The organism is Paraburkholderia sp. BR13444, from assembly GCF_040948755.1.
Taxonomy (GTDB): domain Bacteria; phylum Pseudomonadota; class Gammaproteobacteria; order Burkholderiales; family Burkholderiaceae; genus Paraburkholderia; species Paraburkholderia youngii.
Window position 1 is genome coordinate 104,661 of the sequence record NZ_JBFPKM010000003.1, and the last position, 16,542, is coordinate 121,202.

The 16,542-nt window shown below is 61.1% G+C and carries 15 protein-coding genes and 2 pseudogenes; 12 read left to right on the forward strand and 5 right to left on the reverse strand.

All coding sequences use genetic code 11. From position 1 onward, the window contains the following. Nucleotide 1: 1 nt before the first annotated feature. Nucleotides 2-445 (reverse strand): Hsp20/alpha crystallin family protein, encoded by a 444-nt coding sequence (locus AB3X95_RS09400; RefSeq protein ID WP_368621162.1) that lies wholly within the window; start codon nucleotides 443-445, stop codon nucleotides 2-4. Nucleotides 446-1,006: 561 nt separating this feature from the next. Between AB3X95_RS09400 and AB3X95_RS09405 the strand changes: the two genes are divergently transcribed. The 7 genes from AB3X95_RS09405 to AB3X95_RS09435 all read left to right on the forward strand — a co-directional run bounded on the left by AB3X95_RS09405 (nucleotide 1,007) and on the right by AB3X95_RS09435 (nucleotide 6,966). Further along, the gene (locus AB3X95_RS09405) at nucleotides 1,007-1,933 is read left to right on the forward strand and encodes an alpha/beta fold hydrolase (RefSeq protein ID WP_368621163.1); all 927 of its coding nucleotides are present in this window, start codon (nucleotides 1,007-1,009) and stop codon (nucleotides 1,931-1,933) included. After that, complete coding sequence (locus AB3X95_RS09410; protein ID WP_368621164.1) at nucleotides 1,930-3,345, forward strand: hypothetical protein; 1,416 nt, start codon at nucleotides 1,930-1,932, stop codon at nucleotides 3,343-3,345. The genes AB3X95_RS09405 and AB3X95_RS09410 overlap by 4 nt, the downstream gene beginning before the upstream one ends. Beyond that, the gene (locus AB3X95_RS09415) at nucleotides 3,342-4,184 is read left to right on the forward strand and encodes an alpha/beta hydrolase (RefSeq protein ID WP_368621165.1); all 843 of its coding nucleotides are present in this window, start codon (nucleotides 3,342-3,344) and stop codon (nucleotides 4,182-4,184) included. The genes AB3X95_RS09410 and AB3X95_RS09415 overlap by 4 nt, the downstream gene beginning before the upstream one ends. Before the next feature lie 403 nt (nucleotides 4,185-4,587). Further along, nucleotides 4,588-5,808 (forward strand): NRAMP family divalent metal transporter, encoded by a 1,221-nt coding sequence (locus AB3X95_RS09420; protein ID WP_176366496.1) that lies wholly within the window; start codon nucleotides 4,588-4,590, stop codon nucleotides 5,806-5,808. Beyond that, nucleotides 5,808-6,170 carry a hypothetical protein gene (locus tag AB3X95_RS09425; RefSeq protein WP_176122086.1) on the forward strand — a complete coding sequence of 121 codons (363 nt, stop codon included), beginning with the start codon at nucleotides 5,808-5,810 and terminating at the stop codon, nucleotides 6,168-6,170. Before AB3X95_RS09420 ends, AB3X95_RS09425 begins: the two co-directional genes overlap by 1 nt. After that, nucleotides 6,167-6,481, forward strand: a complete 315-nt coding sequence (locus AB3X95_RS09430) for a hypothetical protein (RefSeq protein ID WP_260332322.1) — start codon at nucleotides 6,167-6,169, stop codon at nucleotides 6,479-6,481. The genes AB3X95_RS09425 and AB3X95_RS09430 overlap by 4 nt, the downstream gene beginning before the upstream one ends. Before the next feature lie 83 nt (nucleotides 6,482-6,564). Further along, entirely contained in the window at nucleotides 6,565-6,966 is a 402-nt protein-coding gene (locus AB3X95_RS09435; RefSeq protein ID WP_176366497.1) for a hypothetical protein, read from the forward strand. A 100-nt stretch (nucleotides 6,967-7,066) separates the two neighbouring features. Here AB3X95_RS09435 and ligD read toward each other — a convergent pair whose 3' ends face one another. After that, nucleotides 7,067-9,037, reverse strand: coding sequence for a DNA ligase D (gene ligD, locus AB3X95_RS09440; protein ID WP_368621166.1), 1,971 nt, complete (start codon nucleotides 9,035-9,037; stop codon nucleotides 7,067-7,069). Between the two features lie 145 nt (nucleotides 9,038-9,182). After that, a complete protein-coding gene (locus AB3X95_RS09445) occupies nucleotides 9,183-9,761 on the reverse strand; it encodes a GNAT family N-acetyltransferase (RefSeq protein WP_368621167.1) in 579 nt (192 codons plus the stop codon). A 701-nt stretch (nucleotides 9,762-10,462) separates the two neighbouring features. Between AB3X95_RS09445 and AB3X95_RS09450 the strand changes: the two genes are divergently transcribed. Together AB3X95_RS09450 and AB3X95_RS09455 are read left to right on the forward strand one after the other, a co-directional pair. Beyond that, nucleotides 10,463-10,624: a DUF1328 family protein gene (locus AB3X95_RS09450; RefSeq protein ID WP_176122082.1), complete on the forward strand. Its 162-nt coding sequence runs from the start codon at nucleotides 10,463-10,465 to the stop codon at nucleotides 10,622-10,624. A 626-nt stretch (nucleotides 10,625-11,250) separates the two neighbouring features. Then, a complete protein-coding gene (locus AB3X95_RS09455; RefSeq protein ID WP_176122081.1) occupies nucleotides 11,251-11,985 on the forward strand; it encodes a hypothetical protein in 735 nt (244 codons plus the stop codon). A gap of 35 nt (nucleotides 11,986-12,020) precedes the next feature. On the opposite strand, the gene AB3X95_RS09460 is transcribed toward AB3X95_RS09455, so the two are convergent. Together AB3X95_RS09460 and AB3X95_RS09465 are read right to left on the reverse strand one after the other, a co-directional pair. Next, nucleotides 12,021-12,323, reverse strand: a complete 303-nt coding sequence (locus tag AB3X95_RS09460; protein WP_176122080.1) for a DUF4148 domain-containing protein — start codon at nucleotides 12,321-12,323, stop codon at nucleotides 12,021-12,023. Nucleotides 12,324-12,514: 191 nt separating this feature from the next. Beyond that, nucleotides 12,515-14,800 (reverse strand): NADP-dependent malic enzyme, encoded by a 2,286-nt coding sequence (locus AB3X95_RS09465; protein ID WP_176122079.1) that lies wholly within the window; start codon nucleotides 14,798-14,800, stop codon nucleotides 12,515-12,517. A gap of 138 nt (nucleotides 14,801-14,938) precedes the next feature. Here AB3X95_RS09465 and AB3X95_RS09470 point away from each other — a divergent pair, with 138 nt between their 5' ends. The 3 genes and pseudogenes from AB3X95_RS09470 to AB3X95_RS09480 form a co-directional block, all read left to right on the forward strand. Then, nucleotides 14,939-15,916, forward strand: coding sequence for a LysR family transcriptional regulator (locus AB3X95_RS09470; RefSeq protein WP_176366617.1), 978 nt, complete (start codon nucleotides 14,939-14,941; stop codon nucleotides 15,914-15,916). Nucleotides 15,917-15,932: 16 nt separating this feature from the next. Further along, a pseudogene (locus AB3X95_RS09475) lies at nucleotides 15,933-16,109 on the forward strand (LysR family transcriptional regulator); the annotation flags it as partial. 132 nt (nucleotides 16,110-16,241) lie between these two features. Continuing rightward, nucleotides 16,242-16,510: pseudogene (locus tag AB3X95_RS09480) on the forward strand (alanine racemase); the annotation flags it as partial. Between the last annotated feature and the right edge of the window lie 32 nt (nucleotides 16,511-16,542).

Consider the following 16,542-nt stretch of genomic DNA (forward strand, 5'->3'; position numbering starts at 1 on the left):
CTCACTGAACGGTGATCGCCCGCGGCTTTGACGCCTCGCTTTTGCCGATGCTCACCATCAGGCATCCATTGGTGTACCGCGCGCTGACCTTGCCAGGGTCCGCATTTTGCGGGAGCTCGACCACGCGCCGGAACGCGCCAGCGAATCGCTCCTGCGCATAGGTGCGCGCATCGTCGCCGCGGGTCTCCGGTTGCGAGCTCGCGCGCTCGCCGCTGATGGTCAGCAACCCCTTGTCTAGCGATACGTCGAGCTTGGCCGGATCGACCCCGGGCGCGAACGCGACGATCTCGATCGAGTCGTCGGTCGAACCGATGTTGATCTGCGGGAAGGCGCCAGCGCGGCCTGAACGGATACTGGAAGGGAAGCCGCCGAAGAGGCTCGCCATCTGCCGTTGCAGACGGTCGACCTCACTGAACAGGTCGGTCCCGAAGTAAAGGTCACTCATGATCGTTTCCTCCTTGGATGCAGCACGGAAACGAACCGGCCTACGCGCTCCAGTCCGTCTGCCGGGCTGCGGCAAACAAATCGAAACACGCAGCGCGCCGCATGGCGGGCGCGGCTGCCTGAGCGGAATTTAGAATAGTATGCACGGAGAAAATTTCAAGGTGGGTACCGCAAGTTCCATGCCCCTAGCCTCGACGCTCGCCCCGCCGATCGCAGATTCTGATTCTGCGTCCCTCTCGACATTTACGGACGGCTTAGCGAAATCGCGAAGCGACATGCACCGGCCCTGACAAGCTCGCAATCGCTAACGAGCGGCATTCGTGGCACGCCGGTTGCGCACCCACGATGCCGCGCATTGCGCGCGGGCATGGTGGCAGTGCCCGGTCGCAACAGTGCGCAGGAGAGGACCACTGCAACCGCGCTCAATCTGCCACCACCGCTCCAAGGATGACGGATGAGTCAAAGTCGGGCCAACACAAGCAGCGCACGGGCCGCGTACCCTGGGACCCGTTCTCACGACGATCACTGCGATGTCGGCCGCACGGAACCGGGCGATACGCGTATGCATCGCAAGATCGCGCTGGTTGCCAGCGCCATCGCCGGGAGTGCCGCCGCGGTGGCGCTGCTCCACTACTGGGGGCGCCTGCGTCAAACGCCGGAGCTTACTGAGGAAAGCCGGCTCTCTGGAATTCGAGGGCGCTGGGTGCAGGCGGGTCCTTACAGGATGTTCGCGCGGACCGCAAGCCCGACCGACGCCACCGCCACGAATGGATTTGCCGCTCGCCCGCCAGTGATACTCGTCCACGGTCTCGTCGTCTCCAGCCGCTACATGGAACCGCTTGCCCTAGCGCTAGCCAGGTGGTTTCCAGTGTTTGCTCCCGATCTACCTGGCTTCGGTGAAAGCGCCTTGTGCGGCCGCTGGCTCGATCTGCCCGGTCTCGCCGATGCTTTGCACCTGTGGCTGGTTGCCACCGGGCTCCGACCGGCCGTTCTTGTGGGCAATTCGTTCGGCTGCCAGATCCTGACCGAACTCGCCGCGCGTCATCCCGGCGACGTCAAGGCATTGGTGCTGCAAGGGCCCACCGCGGATCGCCGGGCCCGGCATCTGCCGGTCCAAATCTGGCGCGCCTTGGTCAACGGCCGCCGCGAGCGGCCTCATTCGCCGGCCGCGCCAGGGCGCATCGATTACGCCAAGGCCGGACTGCTGCGCGCACTGGCCACGATGCGCATCATGATTCGTGATCGCATCGAGAACCGGCTCCCGCTCGTTCGCGCTCCCGTCCTCGTAGTGTGCGGCTCCCGGGACCCTGTGTCGCCGCGCGAGTGGGCCATCGAGGTGACCGCGCGGCTGCGCTGCGCGCAACTGGTCATCATCGACGGCGGCACACACACTCTGAATTATGTGTATCCGCACAGTCTTGCGCTGGCGATCCGTCAGTTCGTCGACGCGTTACCCGGCGAACCTTCCGGGCGAATGGAGCAGCCATGAGCAGCGCACCGCGAGGAATTGCGCGATTCGATTCGGCCGCCGCGATGGTCGGTGCACTGGGCGCCTGCCTGCACGGCAAGCCTTTTAGCAGCCCGAGCGGGTCACCACTGCTCGACCGCAGCATGCCGCTGATCAATCTCCTGCCTCGGTTCGCTCGCGAATGGGCGTACTCCATGGGCGGCGCAACCGAGGCGATAGGTGAGCGCGTGGCGCGGCGCCTTGACATCGAGACCATAGCGACGTGGCTTGCCGATCGTTATCCGCGCCGCCAGTACCCGGCCGCCTTCGTTGGCTCGTCCAACGGCGCGCTCGTGCATCTGGCCGCCGCCATGGGCGCGCCCTGGCTGCCGCAGACCTTTCTCTGCCCCGTCCGTGCGCCCGGCAGCGATCCCGATGATGCCGCAGCAGGCCTGCGCGACGGCAGACATGCGCGCGAGGCGCTGCTCGCGGCAGACGGACGAATCGCCGTTCACCATATGCACGATCCAAATCAGGACCGGCTCATGTTGCGTACGATGAGCTACTACCGCATCAAGCAGCGCGCGCTGGCACTCGGGTTTCGCGAGTTCCTGCTACGCAGTCTGCCCGCCGGCGCGACGCTGTATGTAGACATATGCACTTTGCAGTGGCCCGTCACGCGTATCGGCGAGCGCGCCTTCTTTCAGTTTGGCGCGGCGGGTGGCGCGACACGCGAGGAATACTTCAGTGGCGGCCCGCGTGTGCGGGAATACCTGGCCCGTTATGGCAGCGCCCGCACCCGCTGGGATCCGCCCTCGCCAGATGCGCTCGCGCCTGAAGCCGAATGGGGCTTCGACATGAGCCTGCTCGACTCTCTGCGTGCCCTCGCGCAGCAGGCCGACTGGCGCCTAGTCGAGTTTCGCTTCGAGGAACCCGAATCGCTGAGCTTTTTCGCGTTCGACACGCTGCGCGAATGGTACTGCGATGAAGGTATCGAGCCGTGGCATCTCGTCGTCGATAGCTTCGTGCTGCTCGATCCATACACGACGATGCATCTTGGCGCGTTGCCGTTCTGGCTGGTGTTCTGCACCGAGCCATCGGCGCGAAACCTCACGCGGCTGCTTCAACGGGAAGGCCGTTTCGAACACATTGACCTGATGCTGTTTTCGCACGGCACCGAAGGCGTCGGCGTGGTGCCCGCGCGCGAATGGCAAACGATCATCGCGTCTTCCTCGCCCGACGCGCGTCTGTGCGGCGTCGATGCGAAACGCTTTCCTCGCGACTTTGCCACCTTTGTGCGCTTCGACGAAGCACTCGCTCGACGCGGCAGCGAAAGGCCACGCATGCCCCTACCGGCGCCGCTGAGCGTGCAAGCATTCAACGCCGCCCTGCTGCGTCACGGCAGCCGGTATGGCGTCGCCGCGACGCTGCCACGCGCCGAGCAGGTCTCATGACCGGCGCCACCGCGCTGCTGGCCTGGTTTTTCGGGGCCTGCGCCGCGACATACGGCGCGGCGGCCGCCACACTTTTCTGGATGCAGGGACGCCTGATTTACCCGGGGGAATGGCGGCGGCGTGAGCCGAACGAAGCGGGGCTCGCCGACATGTCGGTAGTCACCGCCACCACAGCGGACGGGCTCGATCTGCATGGCTGGTACAAAGCGCCGGCATCGTCACGACGCTTGACCGTGGTGCTTTTTCACGGCAACGGCGAAGACCTCTCGCAACGCGGGCATATCGCGCGCGCACTGCTCGACCGTGGCTACGGAGTCTACCTCGCCGAGTATCGCGGCTACGGAGGCAATTCCGGCATACCTCACGAAGCGGGCCTTTACGAGGATGGGCGCGCAGCACTTCGCTTCGTCGAGCGTACGAATGCGCGCATCGTTCTGCACGGCTATTCGCTCGGTTCCGGCGTGGCGGTGCAACTCGCGGCAGAAGCACAGGCTCCTGGGCGGATCGAAGGCCTGATCCTCGAAGCGCCCTTTTCTCGGATCGCAGATGTCGCGGCACGGGTCTTCTGGTTCATGCCAGTGGGCCTGCTGGTTCGCGATCAGTATGACAATCTCGCGAAGATCGCGCGGGTGCGGGTGCCCGTCGTGATCTATGGCGGAACAAATGACAACGTGATCCCACCGCAGCATTTCGCCCACCTATATGCGCACACTGCCGCGCCGCGGCGACTATTGATGCTGGAGGGTGCAGATCACACCAATTGCTGGGAACGCGGCGGCAGCGAAACCGTACTGAGACTTCTCGAGGATATCGAAAAGGCTTCCGGGACAGGCCGCTAGCAGCACAGGACAGGACAGGACAGGAGCTTGTGCGCTCTCAGGCGGCCGTGCGCAACGCGCCGATCGAAGGGCGCGGCTCATCCGGCGGGAAGATGTACCAAGCGCCATCGTCGTGACGGAAGGAGAACATCCCCACTTCGCCCAATGCACCGGTCGCGCTAACGGCCCTCGCGCCGCGCACACGTGCGTGATGTTCAGATTCGTTCCGTCTGGGCAATGCTTCCAGATCCGCCTACGAAGCGGCCGCCTTGCGGCAGCGGTCCTGCCGCGAGAGTGCGCCTCTCGGTGGTCCTGTCCTTCCCGGTATTCCGGGAAGGACCGCTCATGCGTTGTCTGCAAACTGGCCGGTCACGCGGGAACGAGCGATGCTTTGGCATCGCTGTGCTCAGCGGGAGCGGGACGGATGAAAAAGCTGCTCGAGATTTCTCTCGGCATTGTGACGAGCGTTGGGGGCTTTCTGGAGATGGGGTCGCTGTCGACGGCGGCGCAGGGAGGCGCCGCGTTCCGTTTCCAGCTGGCTTGGCCGATCGTCGTCGGCACGGTATGCATCGTCTTTCTGACCGAGATGTCGGGACGATTCGCCGCGGTGAGCAGCCATACGATCGCCGACGGAATTCGTGACCGGTTTGGCATCAAATTCTTCCTTTTCCCCTTCGTCACGACGCTCATCGTCAACGCCCTGGTGCTGTCGGCGGAGATCGGAGGCGTCAGTGTATCGCTCGAACTGGCCAGCGGGGTAAGACACGAATGGTGGGCCGTGCCGGTTGCGGTGCTGGCATGGTTTGTCCTGTGGCGTAGCACGTTCGGGCTGATCGAAAAAGGCATGTCGCTGCTCGGCCTCGTCACCTTGAGCTTTGTCGCGGCAGCAGTCGTGCTGAGGCCCGATTGGCATCAGGTAGCGTTGGGCGCGATGCCTGGCTTGCCGCGCAACGATGCGGCGAACTACTGGTTCACCGTCGTGAGCATTCTCGGCGCGTCGATAACGCCATCACTGTTCCTGTTCTATTCGTCCGGCGCGATCGAGGACAGCTGGGACCGGAGCTATCTTGGCGCGAACCGCGCGATCGCCGGCCTCGGCATGGCGTTTGGCGGCGTCATATCGCTAGCCGTGTTGATCGCCGCCGGATGCGTGTTTCGCGCGTACGGCATCACGCGCGTCGACAGCTATCACCAGTTGCCACTGATGCTCGTCGCGGTCTTCGGCTTCTGGGGATTCATTCTGTTCATCGCGTCGCTGTCCTTCGCGTGCTTCGGCGCGACGCTGGAGATCGCGCTCGAGCAGGCGTACTTCTTTGCCCAGGGCTTCGGCTGGAACTGGGGCGAAAACCGCAAGCCGCGCGAGGACCCGGCATTCAGCCTCGTCTACACGTGTGCGCTTGCGGTCAGTGCGATACCGATCGCGGCCGGCATCGACCCGCTCAAGCTAACCGTATTCTCCATGGCTCTGACTGCACTGAGCTTGCCGCTCACCGTGATTCCGTTCCTGGCGTTGATGAACGATGAGAGCTATCTCGGGCGTCACTGCAACGGCGTATTTTCCAATCTTGTTGTCATCGCGATCGTCGCGCTCAGCTTCGTGCTGGCGATCGTCACAGTGCCACTGCAGATACTCGGAGGTACGTAATGGATCTTGTTCGAGACGTGCTCGATAAACAGCTTGTCGATCGCTATGGTGCGAAGATGGGGCGGGTCGACGGTATCGTCGCCGAATTGCGGCCGGGTCGGCCGCCAGAATTGGTTGCGCTCGAGACAGGTTCGGTCGCGATGGCGCGACGCATTGGCGAGCAAGCCGGGCGTCGGGTCGCGCGACTCGCTGGCAAAATCGGCGGCGCGCGTTACGTCGAACCGTACCGGATTCCCTGGAGTCGGGTCCGTCGCTTGGGGGTCGACATCGAGGTGGACCTGGATGCGCGCGATACCCCGCTTGGCAACTGGCAGCGCTGGCTACGCGAGCACGTCGTCGAGCGCATTCCGGGATCGCGATGATGGCGCAGATCAACATCGATCTGATCGTTGGTCGGCAAGTGCTGACGCCAGACGGCTCATCACTAGGCCGCATCGAGGCAATCAAGCTCGTCCAAGACCACGACGCCTGGATGATCAGCGAATTTCACATCGGTCCGAGTGCCTTGGTCGAGCGGCTCGCCGTACGCTGGCTGCCAAGGCTGTTGCGTGACGTGGCGCAGCGCAAGGGGCGCTGGCGGCATCATCGGATTTCGTGGAACCAGATCGACGTGTCCGATCCCAGACACCCGCGCCTGCTGTGCGATGTAGCTGACGTTCGGGGACTGGCGTAGCCGCTGAAGATATGTACCGAAGGTCGGAACGCGGCACAGAGCGTGCTTCCCGCTTAAGCGATAGAAAAGGACGGGGGCGCCAAATGGCCGAGTATCTGAGCGCAATATTTCGCTCTTATCGCGATGCTTCTGACGCACGCCAAGCTCTCGCCGAGTCCGATTTGTGCGAGTTGGACGTGTTCGTTTTCTCACTCGCGGCTTCGCCTGGCGCCGCGAAATGGGTGCTCCCGACGCACGAAATGGATCATGCGGAATATGCGGCTCACGGGGAATGGGGGTTGATCGCCGTCAACCGGTTCATCGAGCCGCAAGCCGACTGTTTCGTGGCTAGCATAAGTGAGGACAGGCGTGCCGGCCACGCATTGCTGGTCGCGGCCGATCCGCCGCCAGCACTCCTGGTGCAGATTTGCGCAAACCTGAAAGACTGTGGGGCGTTCGCGCTGCGGCCGCCGGGGTCCCGCTGGCGACTTTGCAACTCGCACTGAAGCCCCAGGGCCAGCCGCCCTCCTGCTCAAACACACGAGGGGTCGGCTGCGCGCACCGGTTCGCTTCAGCCAACGTGAAAAGCACCGAGCAGCGCGGCAGCTAGCGCTTCATGCCCACGGCGCGGCGCATTGCGGCGGTGATTCCCTGCCGCGTGCGCCAGTAGTCTTCGCATGGATCGAACTTGAGGGAACGCTGACGTTCGATCGCCTTGCGCATGGTCCATTCGTCGCCTCGGCCGACTCGCCGCAATTCGTCCCACGAGACCGGCATCGAAACTGCCATTCCGGAACGGGCCCTGACCGAGAAAGGGGCAACGGTGCTCGCGCCGCGGCCATTGCGAAGATAATCGATAAAGATCCTGTTGATACGGTTTTTCGGGCCGAGAACCGCCGAAAAGCGGTCTGGCACCACCCGCGACATGTGACGAGCGACCGCCTGCGCGAACTCCTTTGCTTCACTCCACGCCTGACGTCGCGTCAACGGCACGACGACATGGAATCCTTTGCCTCCGCTGGTTTTCGGGAATGACCGCAGACCTATCTCGTCGAGTACGACCTTCAGCAGTTCGGCCGCTTCGAGCATTGCACTCCATGGCAGGTTCGGGTCGGGATCGAGGTCGAAGATGATCCTGTCGGGATGCTCCAAGTCGGGTGCTGCGGCGTTCCAACAGTGCAGTTCGACAACGCCCATCTGGGCGAGACCGATCAGCGCCTCCGGTTTGTTGGCAACTAGCAGCGGCGGATGCCTCGGATGCAATTCGGCAGGCAGTTCTTCGACGCCGGGAATCTGGAACTTTTCGCTGTGTTTCTGGAAGAACAATTCGCCCTTAATTCCGTTTGGCGCACGAACCAACGCCAACGGCCGGTTATGCAGATGCGGTAACGCCCATTCGGATATCGCAGCGTAGTACTCGACCATGTCGCGCTTGGTGTGCCCGGTCACCTCATCCATGACCCGCTCGGGGTTGGATATCCGGATGCCGCCGATCGTCACGGCTCCTTTCGGCCCTGGACGCTGGCGAGTCGAACCCGCATCGGCCTCGACCGTTTCGTCTGACTCGACAGCGATCATCGGCTCTTCGGTGATCGAGCCCGCGGCCTTGTCTTCCCGGATCGCGTGAAAAACTGGATGTCGGACTTCGCCAGCGGGCGTCCATTCGAGGAACGAACACTCGACGACGAGCAACGGCTCCAACCAGAGGCAGTCGCGGTTTTTCTCCGGTTTGGGCGGGTTGTAGAACGCTGTTTCGCGAGCGGTGACTGTACTGGCGCGCCGCAGGAAGGCATCGGCGGCGCGACTGGACAAGTATGGCTTGACGTTGCCCGCGTAGCGCAATGACCCATCCTGTTCGTACACGCCGAGCAGAAGGGAATGAACACCTGAGCGCGCACCTTTGGTCCGGGTGAAGCCGCCGACCACGAACTCCTGGCGCAAATTGCATTTGAGCTTGATCCACTCGGTAGATCGTCCGGAGCGGTATGGCGCATCGCCACGCTTGCCGATGATCCCTTCGAGCTTCATGCGGCAAGCTGAAGCGACCAGCGACACCGGGTCTTTCGCGAAATCTTCCGACAATCGCAACACATCGGCGTCCGTTTCATGCATCAATGCGCGAAGAAGCTTGCGACGGACACGCAACGGGTGTTCACGCAGATCGGTGCCGTTCAGCCAGAGGACATCGAAGACGAATAGGACTATGTCCGCAGTGCTGCGCCGGTCAAAGGCATTTTGAAGTGCATTGAAGTCGGGGCGACCCGCCGCGTCCAACACGACCACCTCGCCGTCGAGCCACACCTCCTCGACTGGCAATACCGAGAGTGCGTCGGTCAGACCGGGCATACGTGAAGTCCAATCATGTCCGTTGCGGGTAAAAATCTGGACGGTGCCACGCTCGATGCGGACCATCATCCGATAGCCGTCGAACTTGATTTCGTACGACCAGTCGCCGCCTGCCGGTGCGCGATCGACCAGCGTAGCGAGCTGTGGCTCGATCAGAACGGGGAACGTTCCGGGCTCATCCACAGGAGTACGGGCGCGACGGGTGCGCGAGGAGTTCCACCGGCTGCTCATGTCATGAGCCCACATATTGCGAAGAATTCTCTTCGTGCAATTCTGTCCGGACGAGTTGGCTCAGGTCGCATTCGTTCATCTCGCTATCTGACCTGTTTGCTCTGCCGGTCAAGCGTAGCGTCGGCAATGCTCCAGATATTCAGCTTCATTGACGACGGTCAATTCGATCGGCCTCGCCGCAACCGCGTTCGCGCATTGAACGATCTGGGCCACCTTGCCTGCCGGTCGGCCAACCAGCCTCTTCACCTCCTGCGGTAAGGAGCATCTTTTCGAAGCAGCACGCGTCGGACTGTTCTACATAGGACCCGTACCGTTGAACCGCCCTGAAGCCGTTGCGCTCATAAAATCGGATTGCGCGCCTGTTTACCGCGCGAGTCTCGAGGACCAGCCTTTGATAGCCGGCGGCTGCCGCGTTGACTTCAAGCTGCTGCAGAATCACTTTGCCGACGCCTGAATAATGCGGCCTGCTGTAGATTCTCTTGAGTTCCGCCGTGCGCGAGTCGAAATGCCAGAATGCGCCGCATCCAACCGGTTCCCCGACGAGGGTGCGGGCAACGTAAAACCTTCCTTTCGATGAGTGAAAGTCGGCGAGACAAAACCTCGACTGCCCGCCATCGCCTGAAAATACCGCCAGCGTGGCGCTGAGTTCATCAAGCAGGATTTGTCCATCAAGCGAGGCAGGGTCCTCGCGCCGGACGGTTATGGCAATGCATGACTGAGTCATTGGTCCTCCGTTGACGCGCCTTTACTGCGCGCCTGATGCAGCCGTGTCCGACGCGCCTTTAGCGTGTGGGCCTTTCTGAGGGAGTCGGGTTGGCGAGCTCGCCGTCGAACCTTTCGACATGGAAGTCGAACCACTGGTGGCGCCTGTGTTCGGCGCACTGATTCCCGCACCGCCCTGGCCCGCTCCGTTGGCTCCTCCCGCCACGCCAGCACCAGCGCTCGTCCCACCGCCTCCACCGCCTCCACCGCCCTGCCCATAGGCCGCGCCGACCGACGCTAGCGCCAATGCAAGACAGACGATTACTGTCTTCGTTGCTTTCATGATTGCCTCCCTTGAATGACCGCAAACTCGCGGCAACGCCGTTGGGCGAATCTGCGCTATCCCCGGTGGGGTGCCAGATTTCGCAAGCCGGCATTTCCCGAAGCGCAACGAATATGCCAGACACGCATCATGAGTCGCCGCGCCTTCCTTGCCGCGAGATTGACGACGATATGGAAACGTTGACCGCATGGTGGTCATTCGTCGGACCATCCATGACTGGAAGCGCCACCCCGCGGCAATCCCGGAGTACTGCGATAGCTGGCTGATTCCGTTCGTGGCATTCATATGCCTGCTCCATCCGGTGAGGAACGGGAGTTGCTCAACTAAAACGTCAAGCGTGCATATAACGCGAGCTGCCCGCGATGGGAGGAGGAGACATCATGTTGTATTACGCCCTTGTATTTTTCATCATTGCGATCATTGCCGCAGCGTTCGGCTTTGGCGGCATCGCTGCGGGTGCAGCCAGCATCGCAAAAATACTTTTCGTCATATTCGTTGTGATTTTCCTCGTCACGCTCGTGATGGGCCTCATGCGACGGTGACACGAGACTTTGCAAACGCGGGCGCCGTTATGTTGGTGCGAAAGTTCAAAAAACGCCTCTAACGTCAAATACGGGAGCAGCGCGAACGCGCCGACTTGCTGGGTGAGACGAAATAATCGTCGACCTCGCGGGAAGTTCACCCGGACTCGCCATGGCGCCCTGCGACGCAGAACATCACCAGGCCAAAAGACTGCGATGCAGCCATGCCATGAGCCATGCATAGGGTGCTGCCGATCCGCATCGGAACCAGGGCCGACGACATGAAGTTGCCGAACCGCTGGGCGGTGACGTAGCAGCTTGAGGCCAAGCCGCGTCGCTCCTAAAGCAATCCCCGACGACGACGAGGTCGGTCGCAAACCGACGAGCAATCGAGAGGCTGCGAATAGATGGCTGGCTTCGGTCCGGAAACAGCCCGTCGCGCCGTGTAAAACTTTGTTTGTCGAGTGCGGACACGCGCAATAGTGTTCGATGTCTTCATGGATCAGAAAGCGGGTCTAGCTCCGTCGCAATTCTAAAGTTCATACCAGTGATGCCGATAAATGGCTTGCCGGTCCCTGATTTCCAGGGATGGCCATTACTCAAAAAGGCGCTGGGCGTCGACGCTCTCAATCCATAAATACACAATCATGAAGACCAAAGCACTTTCAAAGTTCGTGCTCGCCGCGGGTTTTGTCGTCACAACACTGCTCACCGGTTGCACTTCGCTTCCGAAAACCGACCTTGCCGCCAGCAATCGACAAAAGCTCCATACGATCGCCATGTTGGACGTCAAGGAACCGCGCGGAGAGAGCGTGGTCAACTTCGGTGGCGCTGCTGGAGCATTTGGATTGATTGGCGGATTGGTGCAAGCAGGGGTCAACGCCAATCATACGAGTACGTACACGCAGCGTGTGGCGAGCGAAAAGATCGTTTTCGCTCCGGTTGTTGACGATGGCCTTACAGCGCGACTTTCCAATGCCGGCTATCAGATCGTTGCGCTGCACGGCCAGAGCGTCAAGCTCGCAAGCGATGGCAAGTCGGACGACTTCTCAGATATCAAGACCGACGCGGATGCCATCCTGAACGTGTGGATTACTTCCTTTGGCTATGCATCCCCACCGGACACGAGCGACTTCATTCCGTGGGTCGTTATCCGTGCGCGCCTGCTCGACTCTAAGTCCAGGCAGGACATGTACTTCAAGACATTCGCTTGCGGCTGGGACATCAAGGCCAATTCGATTCATATCGAAGCAGACGCCAAATATCGTTATGGCAGCTTCGGCACGCTGACCGAGCAGTTCGATCAGTCGGTGACAGGCCTCAAGGATTGCGAACAGGCGGTCGTCGCAGCAATTGGGCAGGATTTGACGAAGCCGCAGTAAGCGGCTGATAGCCGAAGACGCCGGGCCAACCGCAATCAATGCGGCAGGCACTCAGTTTGGAACCAATAGTCGACCAGGCGCTGGGCCTCTTGCAGATCATCCGGGTAGTAAGGGTCGTCATTCCACGGCGACGGGTCGTAACCTGCTTTCCTCAAGGCCGCGAGTTCGTTCTGGTGCTGTGCCAAGGTCGGAGGCGCGTTGGTTTTGAGCGCCGCCAGGTCGCGGCACTCCGCCGGGCTGAGATGCCGCCCGGTATATGGCATGCCGCCGACGACACAGCCAGCGAGCAAAAGTACCACGGCAGGAAGCGTCAATCCTGTCTTAAGCGACTTGGTCATAGTACGTGGACTTCCCTTCATTGCATGATAGTACGTCGTCGCGACTGGCGCCTCGTCGCCAGGTCGTTCCTTCATACCGCAGCAACTGGCAAAACGGCCCCGCCACCATCTGAACCGCGCTGGCATCGCGCTCACGTCGTCGAGCGCGCAGCGGCAACTGGCATTGGTCCAGAGGACCGTTGCTTTTGTACTTAATCGCGATTTGCCTGCAACACCGTGAGCGCGGCCATATTGATGATCCGACGAACCGTCGAACTGGACGTCAGTATGTTGACGGGTGCATTGACGCCGAGCAGGAACGGCCCCACGGCAACATTACTTCCTGCCTCCGTCTTCAGCAGGTTATACGCAATATTTGCCGAATCGACATTCGGACAGACCAGCAGATTGGCGGCGCCCTTCAGTCGCGACGTGGGTAAAACACGCTGACGCAGCGCTTCATCCAGCGCGCAATCTCCGTGCATTTCACCGTCGATCTCGATGTCGGGCGCCTGTTCGCTGACGAGTGCCAGTACTTTCCGCATCTTCTCGCCCGATGCAGAACTGCCCGAGCCAAAATTCGAACGCGATAACAACGCAACTTTGGGCGACAGATTCAACCATGCCATTTGCGCTGCGGCCGCAACCGTGAACTCCGCAATCTGTTCAGCCGTGGGGTTGTCGTTGATGTGTGTGTCGACGAGTGCCAGCGTGCGCCTGTCGAGCAGCAGGATATTCATCGCCGCATAAGTTTGTGCGTCGTGTTTCCTGCCGATCACTTCGTCGATGAAGCGCAGATGCTTGTGATAAGCACCGACGGTCCCGCATATCATCCCGTCCGCGTCGCCCAGTCGCACCATCATGGCGCCGATCAGCGTCAGGCGGCGGCGCATTTCAACCCGCGCCATTTCCTTCGTGATCCCATCGCGGCACCGCAGTTCCCAATACGTCGTCCAGTATTGGTGAAAGCGTTCGTCGTTTTCCGGGTTCGTGACCTCGACGTCCTCGCCGAGCTTCAGCCGCAGGCCGAATTTCTCTATTCTCGATAGCAGCACTTCCGGTCGGCCGACAAGAATCGGCCGCGCCAGCTTCTCGTCGACGATCACCTGAACCGCCCTCAGAACACGTTCCTCCTCGCCCTCCGTGAAGACGATGCGCGAGTTGCCACCCTCGCGCACGAATTGCTTCGCGGCGGCGAACAACGGTTTCATGAACGCGCCGGAGTGATAGACGAACTGCTGAAGCTGATCCGCGTAAGCATCGAAATCGGCAATCGGGCGCGTAGCCACGCCGTCCTCCATCGCGGCCCTTGCGACGGCGGGTGCGATGCGCACGATAAGCCGGGAATCGAACGGCTTTGGAATCAGATACTGCGGCCCGAAGGAAAGATCGTACGCACCATACGCGGCCGCGACGGAGTCGTTCGGTTCCTCTTGCGCGAGGCCGGCAATCGCGTGAACGGCGGCCACTTCCATGTTCCGCGTGATGGTGGTCGCACCAACATCCAGCGCACCGCGGAACACATAAGGAAAGCACAGGACATTGTTGACCTGGTTCGGATAGTCCGAACGGCCCGTCGCGATGACCGCGTCATCACGGGCTTCGCGCGCTTTCTCCGGAAAGATTTCCGGCGTCGGATTGGCGAGCGCGAGAATCAGCGGACGCGGCCCCATCTGTTTCACCATTTCCGCCGTCAGCACGCCGCCCACCGAAAGCCCAAGGAATACGTCGGCACCTTCGATGACATCGGACAGCACCCGCGCCGACGTCGCCTGTGCAAAGCGCGCCTTGTCGGGGTCCATCGCGGCCTTGCGTCCTTGATAGACCACACCTTCGATGTCGGTCACCCAGACGTTTTCGCGGGGCAGTCCGAGACCGACCATCAGCTCGAGACACGCGAGCGCCGCGGCACCTGCGCCTGAAGTGACGACCTTCACCTTCGAGATGTCCTTGCCCACCACTTTCAGACCGTTGAGAAACGCGGCCGATACGGTGATCGCAGTACCGTGCTGGTCATCATGGAAAACGGGAATCTTCATACGGTCGCGCAGCTTTTGCTCGACGATAAAGCAATCGGGCGCCTTGATGTCCTCCAGATTGATGCCGCCAAATGTCGCCTCGAGGCTCGCGATGATATCCACGAGCTTATTGGGATCGCTCTCTGTAATTTCGATGTCGAAGACGTCAATGCCCGCGAACTTCTTGAACAGGACCGCCTTGCCCTCCATCACCGGCTTGGACGCGAGCGCACCGATATTGCCGAGACCCAGCACCGCCGAGCCATTCGTGATCACGCCGACCAGGTTTCCTCGGCTCGTGTAGCGGAACGACTCGCGCGGGTCCGCCGCGATTTCCTCGCATGCGACCGCCACGCCCGGCGTATAGGCGAGTGCGAGATCGCGCTGCGTGACGAGCGGTTTGCTTGCGCTCACCGATATCTTCCCCCGCGTAGGAAACTCGTGATACTGCAGGGCTGCCTCGCGTTCGGTCCTGTCCATTTGTGCCGTGCTCCTATGTGTACGCCGGGCCAATCCCGGCTGATCGTCATGAACACATTCTAGGAACGAGGCATGCGGGGTTTATTTTGTTTTATTATCGGGGCATCACCTTTTGGTTATGGCTGGATTCCCACTATCGTGTCATTCAACACGGATGAAGTGATAAGGCGCTTGAGCGCGCGCCTGAAAATGCGCCATCTCATGTTGCTGCTGCAAATACGGCAACATGGCTCTCTAACACGCGTAGCCGAGCACATGGCGAGCAGTCAGCCAGCCATCACGAATGCCCTCGCTGAACTGGAGGATATGTTCGGCGGCGCGCTGTTCGAGCGTTCGTCGCGCGGCATGATTCCGACGGCGCTCGGCACGACCGTCCTCGCACGTGCCGAATCGATGCTGCACGATCTCGACCACCTCGCATCCGATGTCGGTGCGCTGATCTCCGGTCACGCAACGCGGTTTCACATTGGCGTGATTTCCTTCATTTCAGGAAAGACTCTGGCGTCGGCAATCCGTCATACGCAGTCGCAAATTTCGCAGCGGCTCACGTTTTCCATCCACGAAGGCACGAGCGAGGGGCTAATGTCCCAATTGCGCGACCATACGCTCGACATCGTGATCGGACGGGCATCGTCGAGCGTCGATCTCGACGACCTTCATTTCGAAGTAATTCATCAGCAAAAACCCCGTCTGATCGCGTCCCGACGCCTCGCTGCCAGACTCTCGCGCAGCGCAATGAACTGGCGAAAACTCGCCGAACTCGACTGGATTCTCGGTGCATCGCAAACTCCGATGCGCGACCAGATATCCGATCTGTTCCTGTACGCCGGCGTTACACCGCCCTTTCCCGTTGTCGAAAGCCTTTCGCCGCGGCTGATTGGCGAGACGGTCGCGTTGAACGAGAACGCGGTGTCCATCATGCCGGCAGACATCGCGGAAGAACTGGTACGGATTGCGGGTGTGGCGATTGTCCCCTATGCGTTCGACTGGACCTTGCCACCCGTTGCGCTGTTCACCCGCCCGGGTATTCCTCGCGAGATAGATACGATTTTCGCCGCATCATTGCGTGCGCAATACCAGACCAAGGTAGTGAGCGATCCAGCGTCGCTCGGGTAGCGTTGGTCGCAAGGCGCTGCTGGATCTGGACGACCTACGTCTGATACGCGCCGTGGGCGTCTCTCGCTCGCTGGCCTCGGCGGCGCAGTTGCTGAACCTCACTCCCTCTGCGGTCACGATTCGTTTGCAGCGGATGGAGGAACGACTGCGTATCCGGCTCGCCGTGCGCAAGGCCAAGGGCATTTCCTTAACCCAGCGCCATGGAGAAGCCGCGGATAGCTCTCACGCATTTAACTGCGCTTAATTCCCGATTATCCGTTCGTTAAACACCGGAGAAAGCACTGCGCATATAGTTGTCACATAGGCCCAACTATGAGACAGCAACGTGAGCATTGACACCTTGAACACCCCTGCAGCCTTGATTGATGTGGCGCGCATGCGCCACAACATCGACGGCATGCAATCGCGACTCGATAAGCTCGGAGTCAGATTTCGCCCCCACGTCAAAACGACAAAGTGCAAACAGGTCGTAGATGCACAAGTCGCGGCAGGTGCCTGCGGCATCACGGTTTCGACGCTCAAGGAAGCGGAGCAGTTTTTTCGAACGGCGTTCGCGACATCGTCTACGCGGTCGGCATGGTGCCGACGAAACTCCCGCACCCTGGTAAGCAATCGGCTGGTATCTG

Bases quoted from the DNA above. Each gene is read 5' to 3' on its own strand.
- AB3X95_RS09400 (WP_368621162.1), bottom strand. From the start codon at position 445: ATGAGTGACCTTTACTTCGGGACCGACCTGTTCAGTGAGGTCGACCGT.
- AB3X95_RS09405 (WP_368621163.1), top strand. From the start codon at position 1,007: ATGCATCGCAAGATCGCGCTGGTTGCCAGCGCCATCGCCGGGAGTGCC.
- AB3X95_RS09410 (WP_368621164.1), top strand. From the start codon at position 1,930: ATGAGCAGCGCACCGCGAGGAATTGCGCGATTCGATTCGGCCGCCGCG.
- AB3X95_RS09415 (WP_368621165.1), top strand. From the start codon at position 3,342: ATGACCGGCGCCACCGCGCTGCTGGCCTGGTTTTTCGGGGCCTGCGCC.
- AB3X95_RS09420 (WP_176366496.1), top strand. From the start codon at position 4,588: ATGAAAAAGCTGCTCGAGATTTCTCTCGGCATTGTGACGAGCGTTGGG.
- AB3X95_RS09425 (WP_176122086.1), top strand. From the start codon at position 5,808: ATGGATCTTGTTCGAGACGTGCTCGATAAACAGCTTGTCGATCGCTAT.
- AB3X95_RS09430 (WP_260332322.1), top strand. From the start codon at position 6,167: ATGATGGCGCAGATCAACATCGATCTGATCGTTGGTCGGCAAGTGCTG.
- AB3X95_RS09435 (WP_176366497.1), top strand. From the start codon at position 6,565: ATGGCCGAGTATCTGAGCGCAATATTTCGCTCTTATCGCGATGCTTCT.
- ligD (WP_368621166.1), bottom strand. From the start codon at position 9,037: ATGAGCAGCCGGTGGAACTCCTCGCGCACCCGTCGCGCCCGTACTCCT.
- AB3X95_RS09445 (WP_368621167.1), bottom strand. From the start codon at position 9,761: ATGACTCAGTCATGCATTGCCATAACCGTCCGGCGCGAGGACCCTGCC.
- AB3X95_RS09450 (WP_176122082.1), top strand. From the start codon at position 10,463: ATGTTGTATTACGCCCTTGTATTTTTCATCATTGCGATCATTGCCGCA.
- AB3X95_RS09455 (WP_176122081.1), top strand. From the start codon at position 11,251: ATGAAGACCAAAGCACTTTCAAAGTTCGTGCTCGCCGCGGGTTTTGTC.
- AB3X95_RS09460 (WP_176122080.1), bottom strand. From the start codon at position 12,323: ATGACCAAGTCGCTTAAGACAGGATTGACGCTTCCTGCCGTGGTACTT.
- AB3X95_RS09465 (WP_176122079.1), bottom strand. From the start codon at position 14,800: ATGGACAGGACCGAACGCGAGGCAGCCCTGCAGTATCACGAGTTTCCT.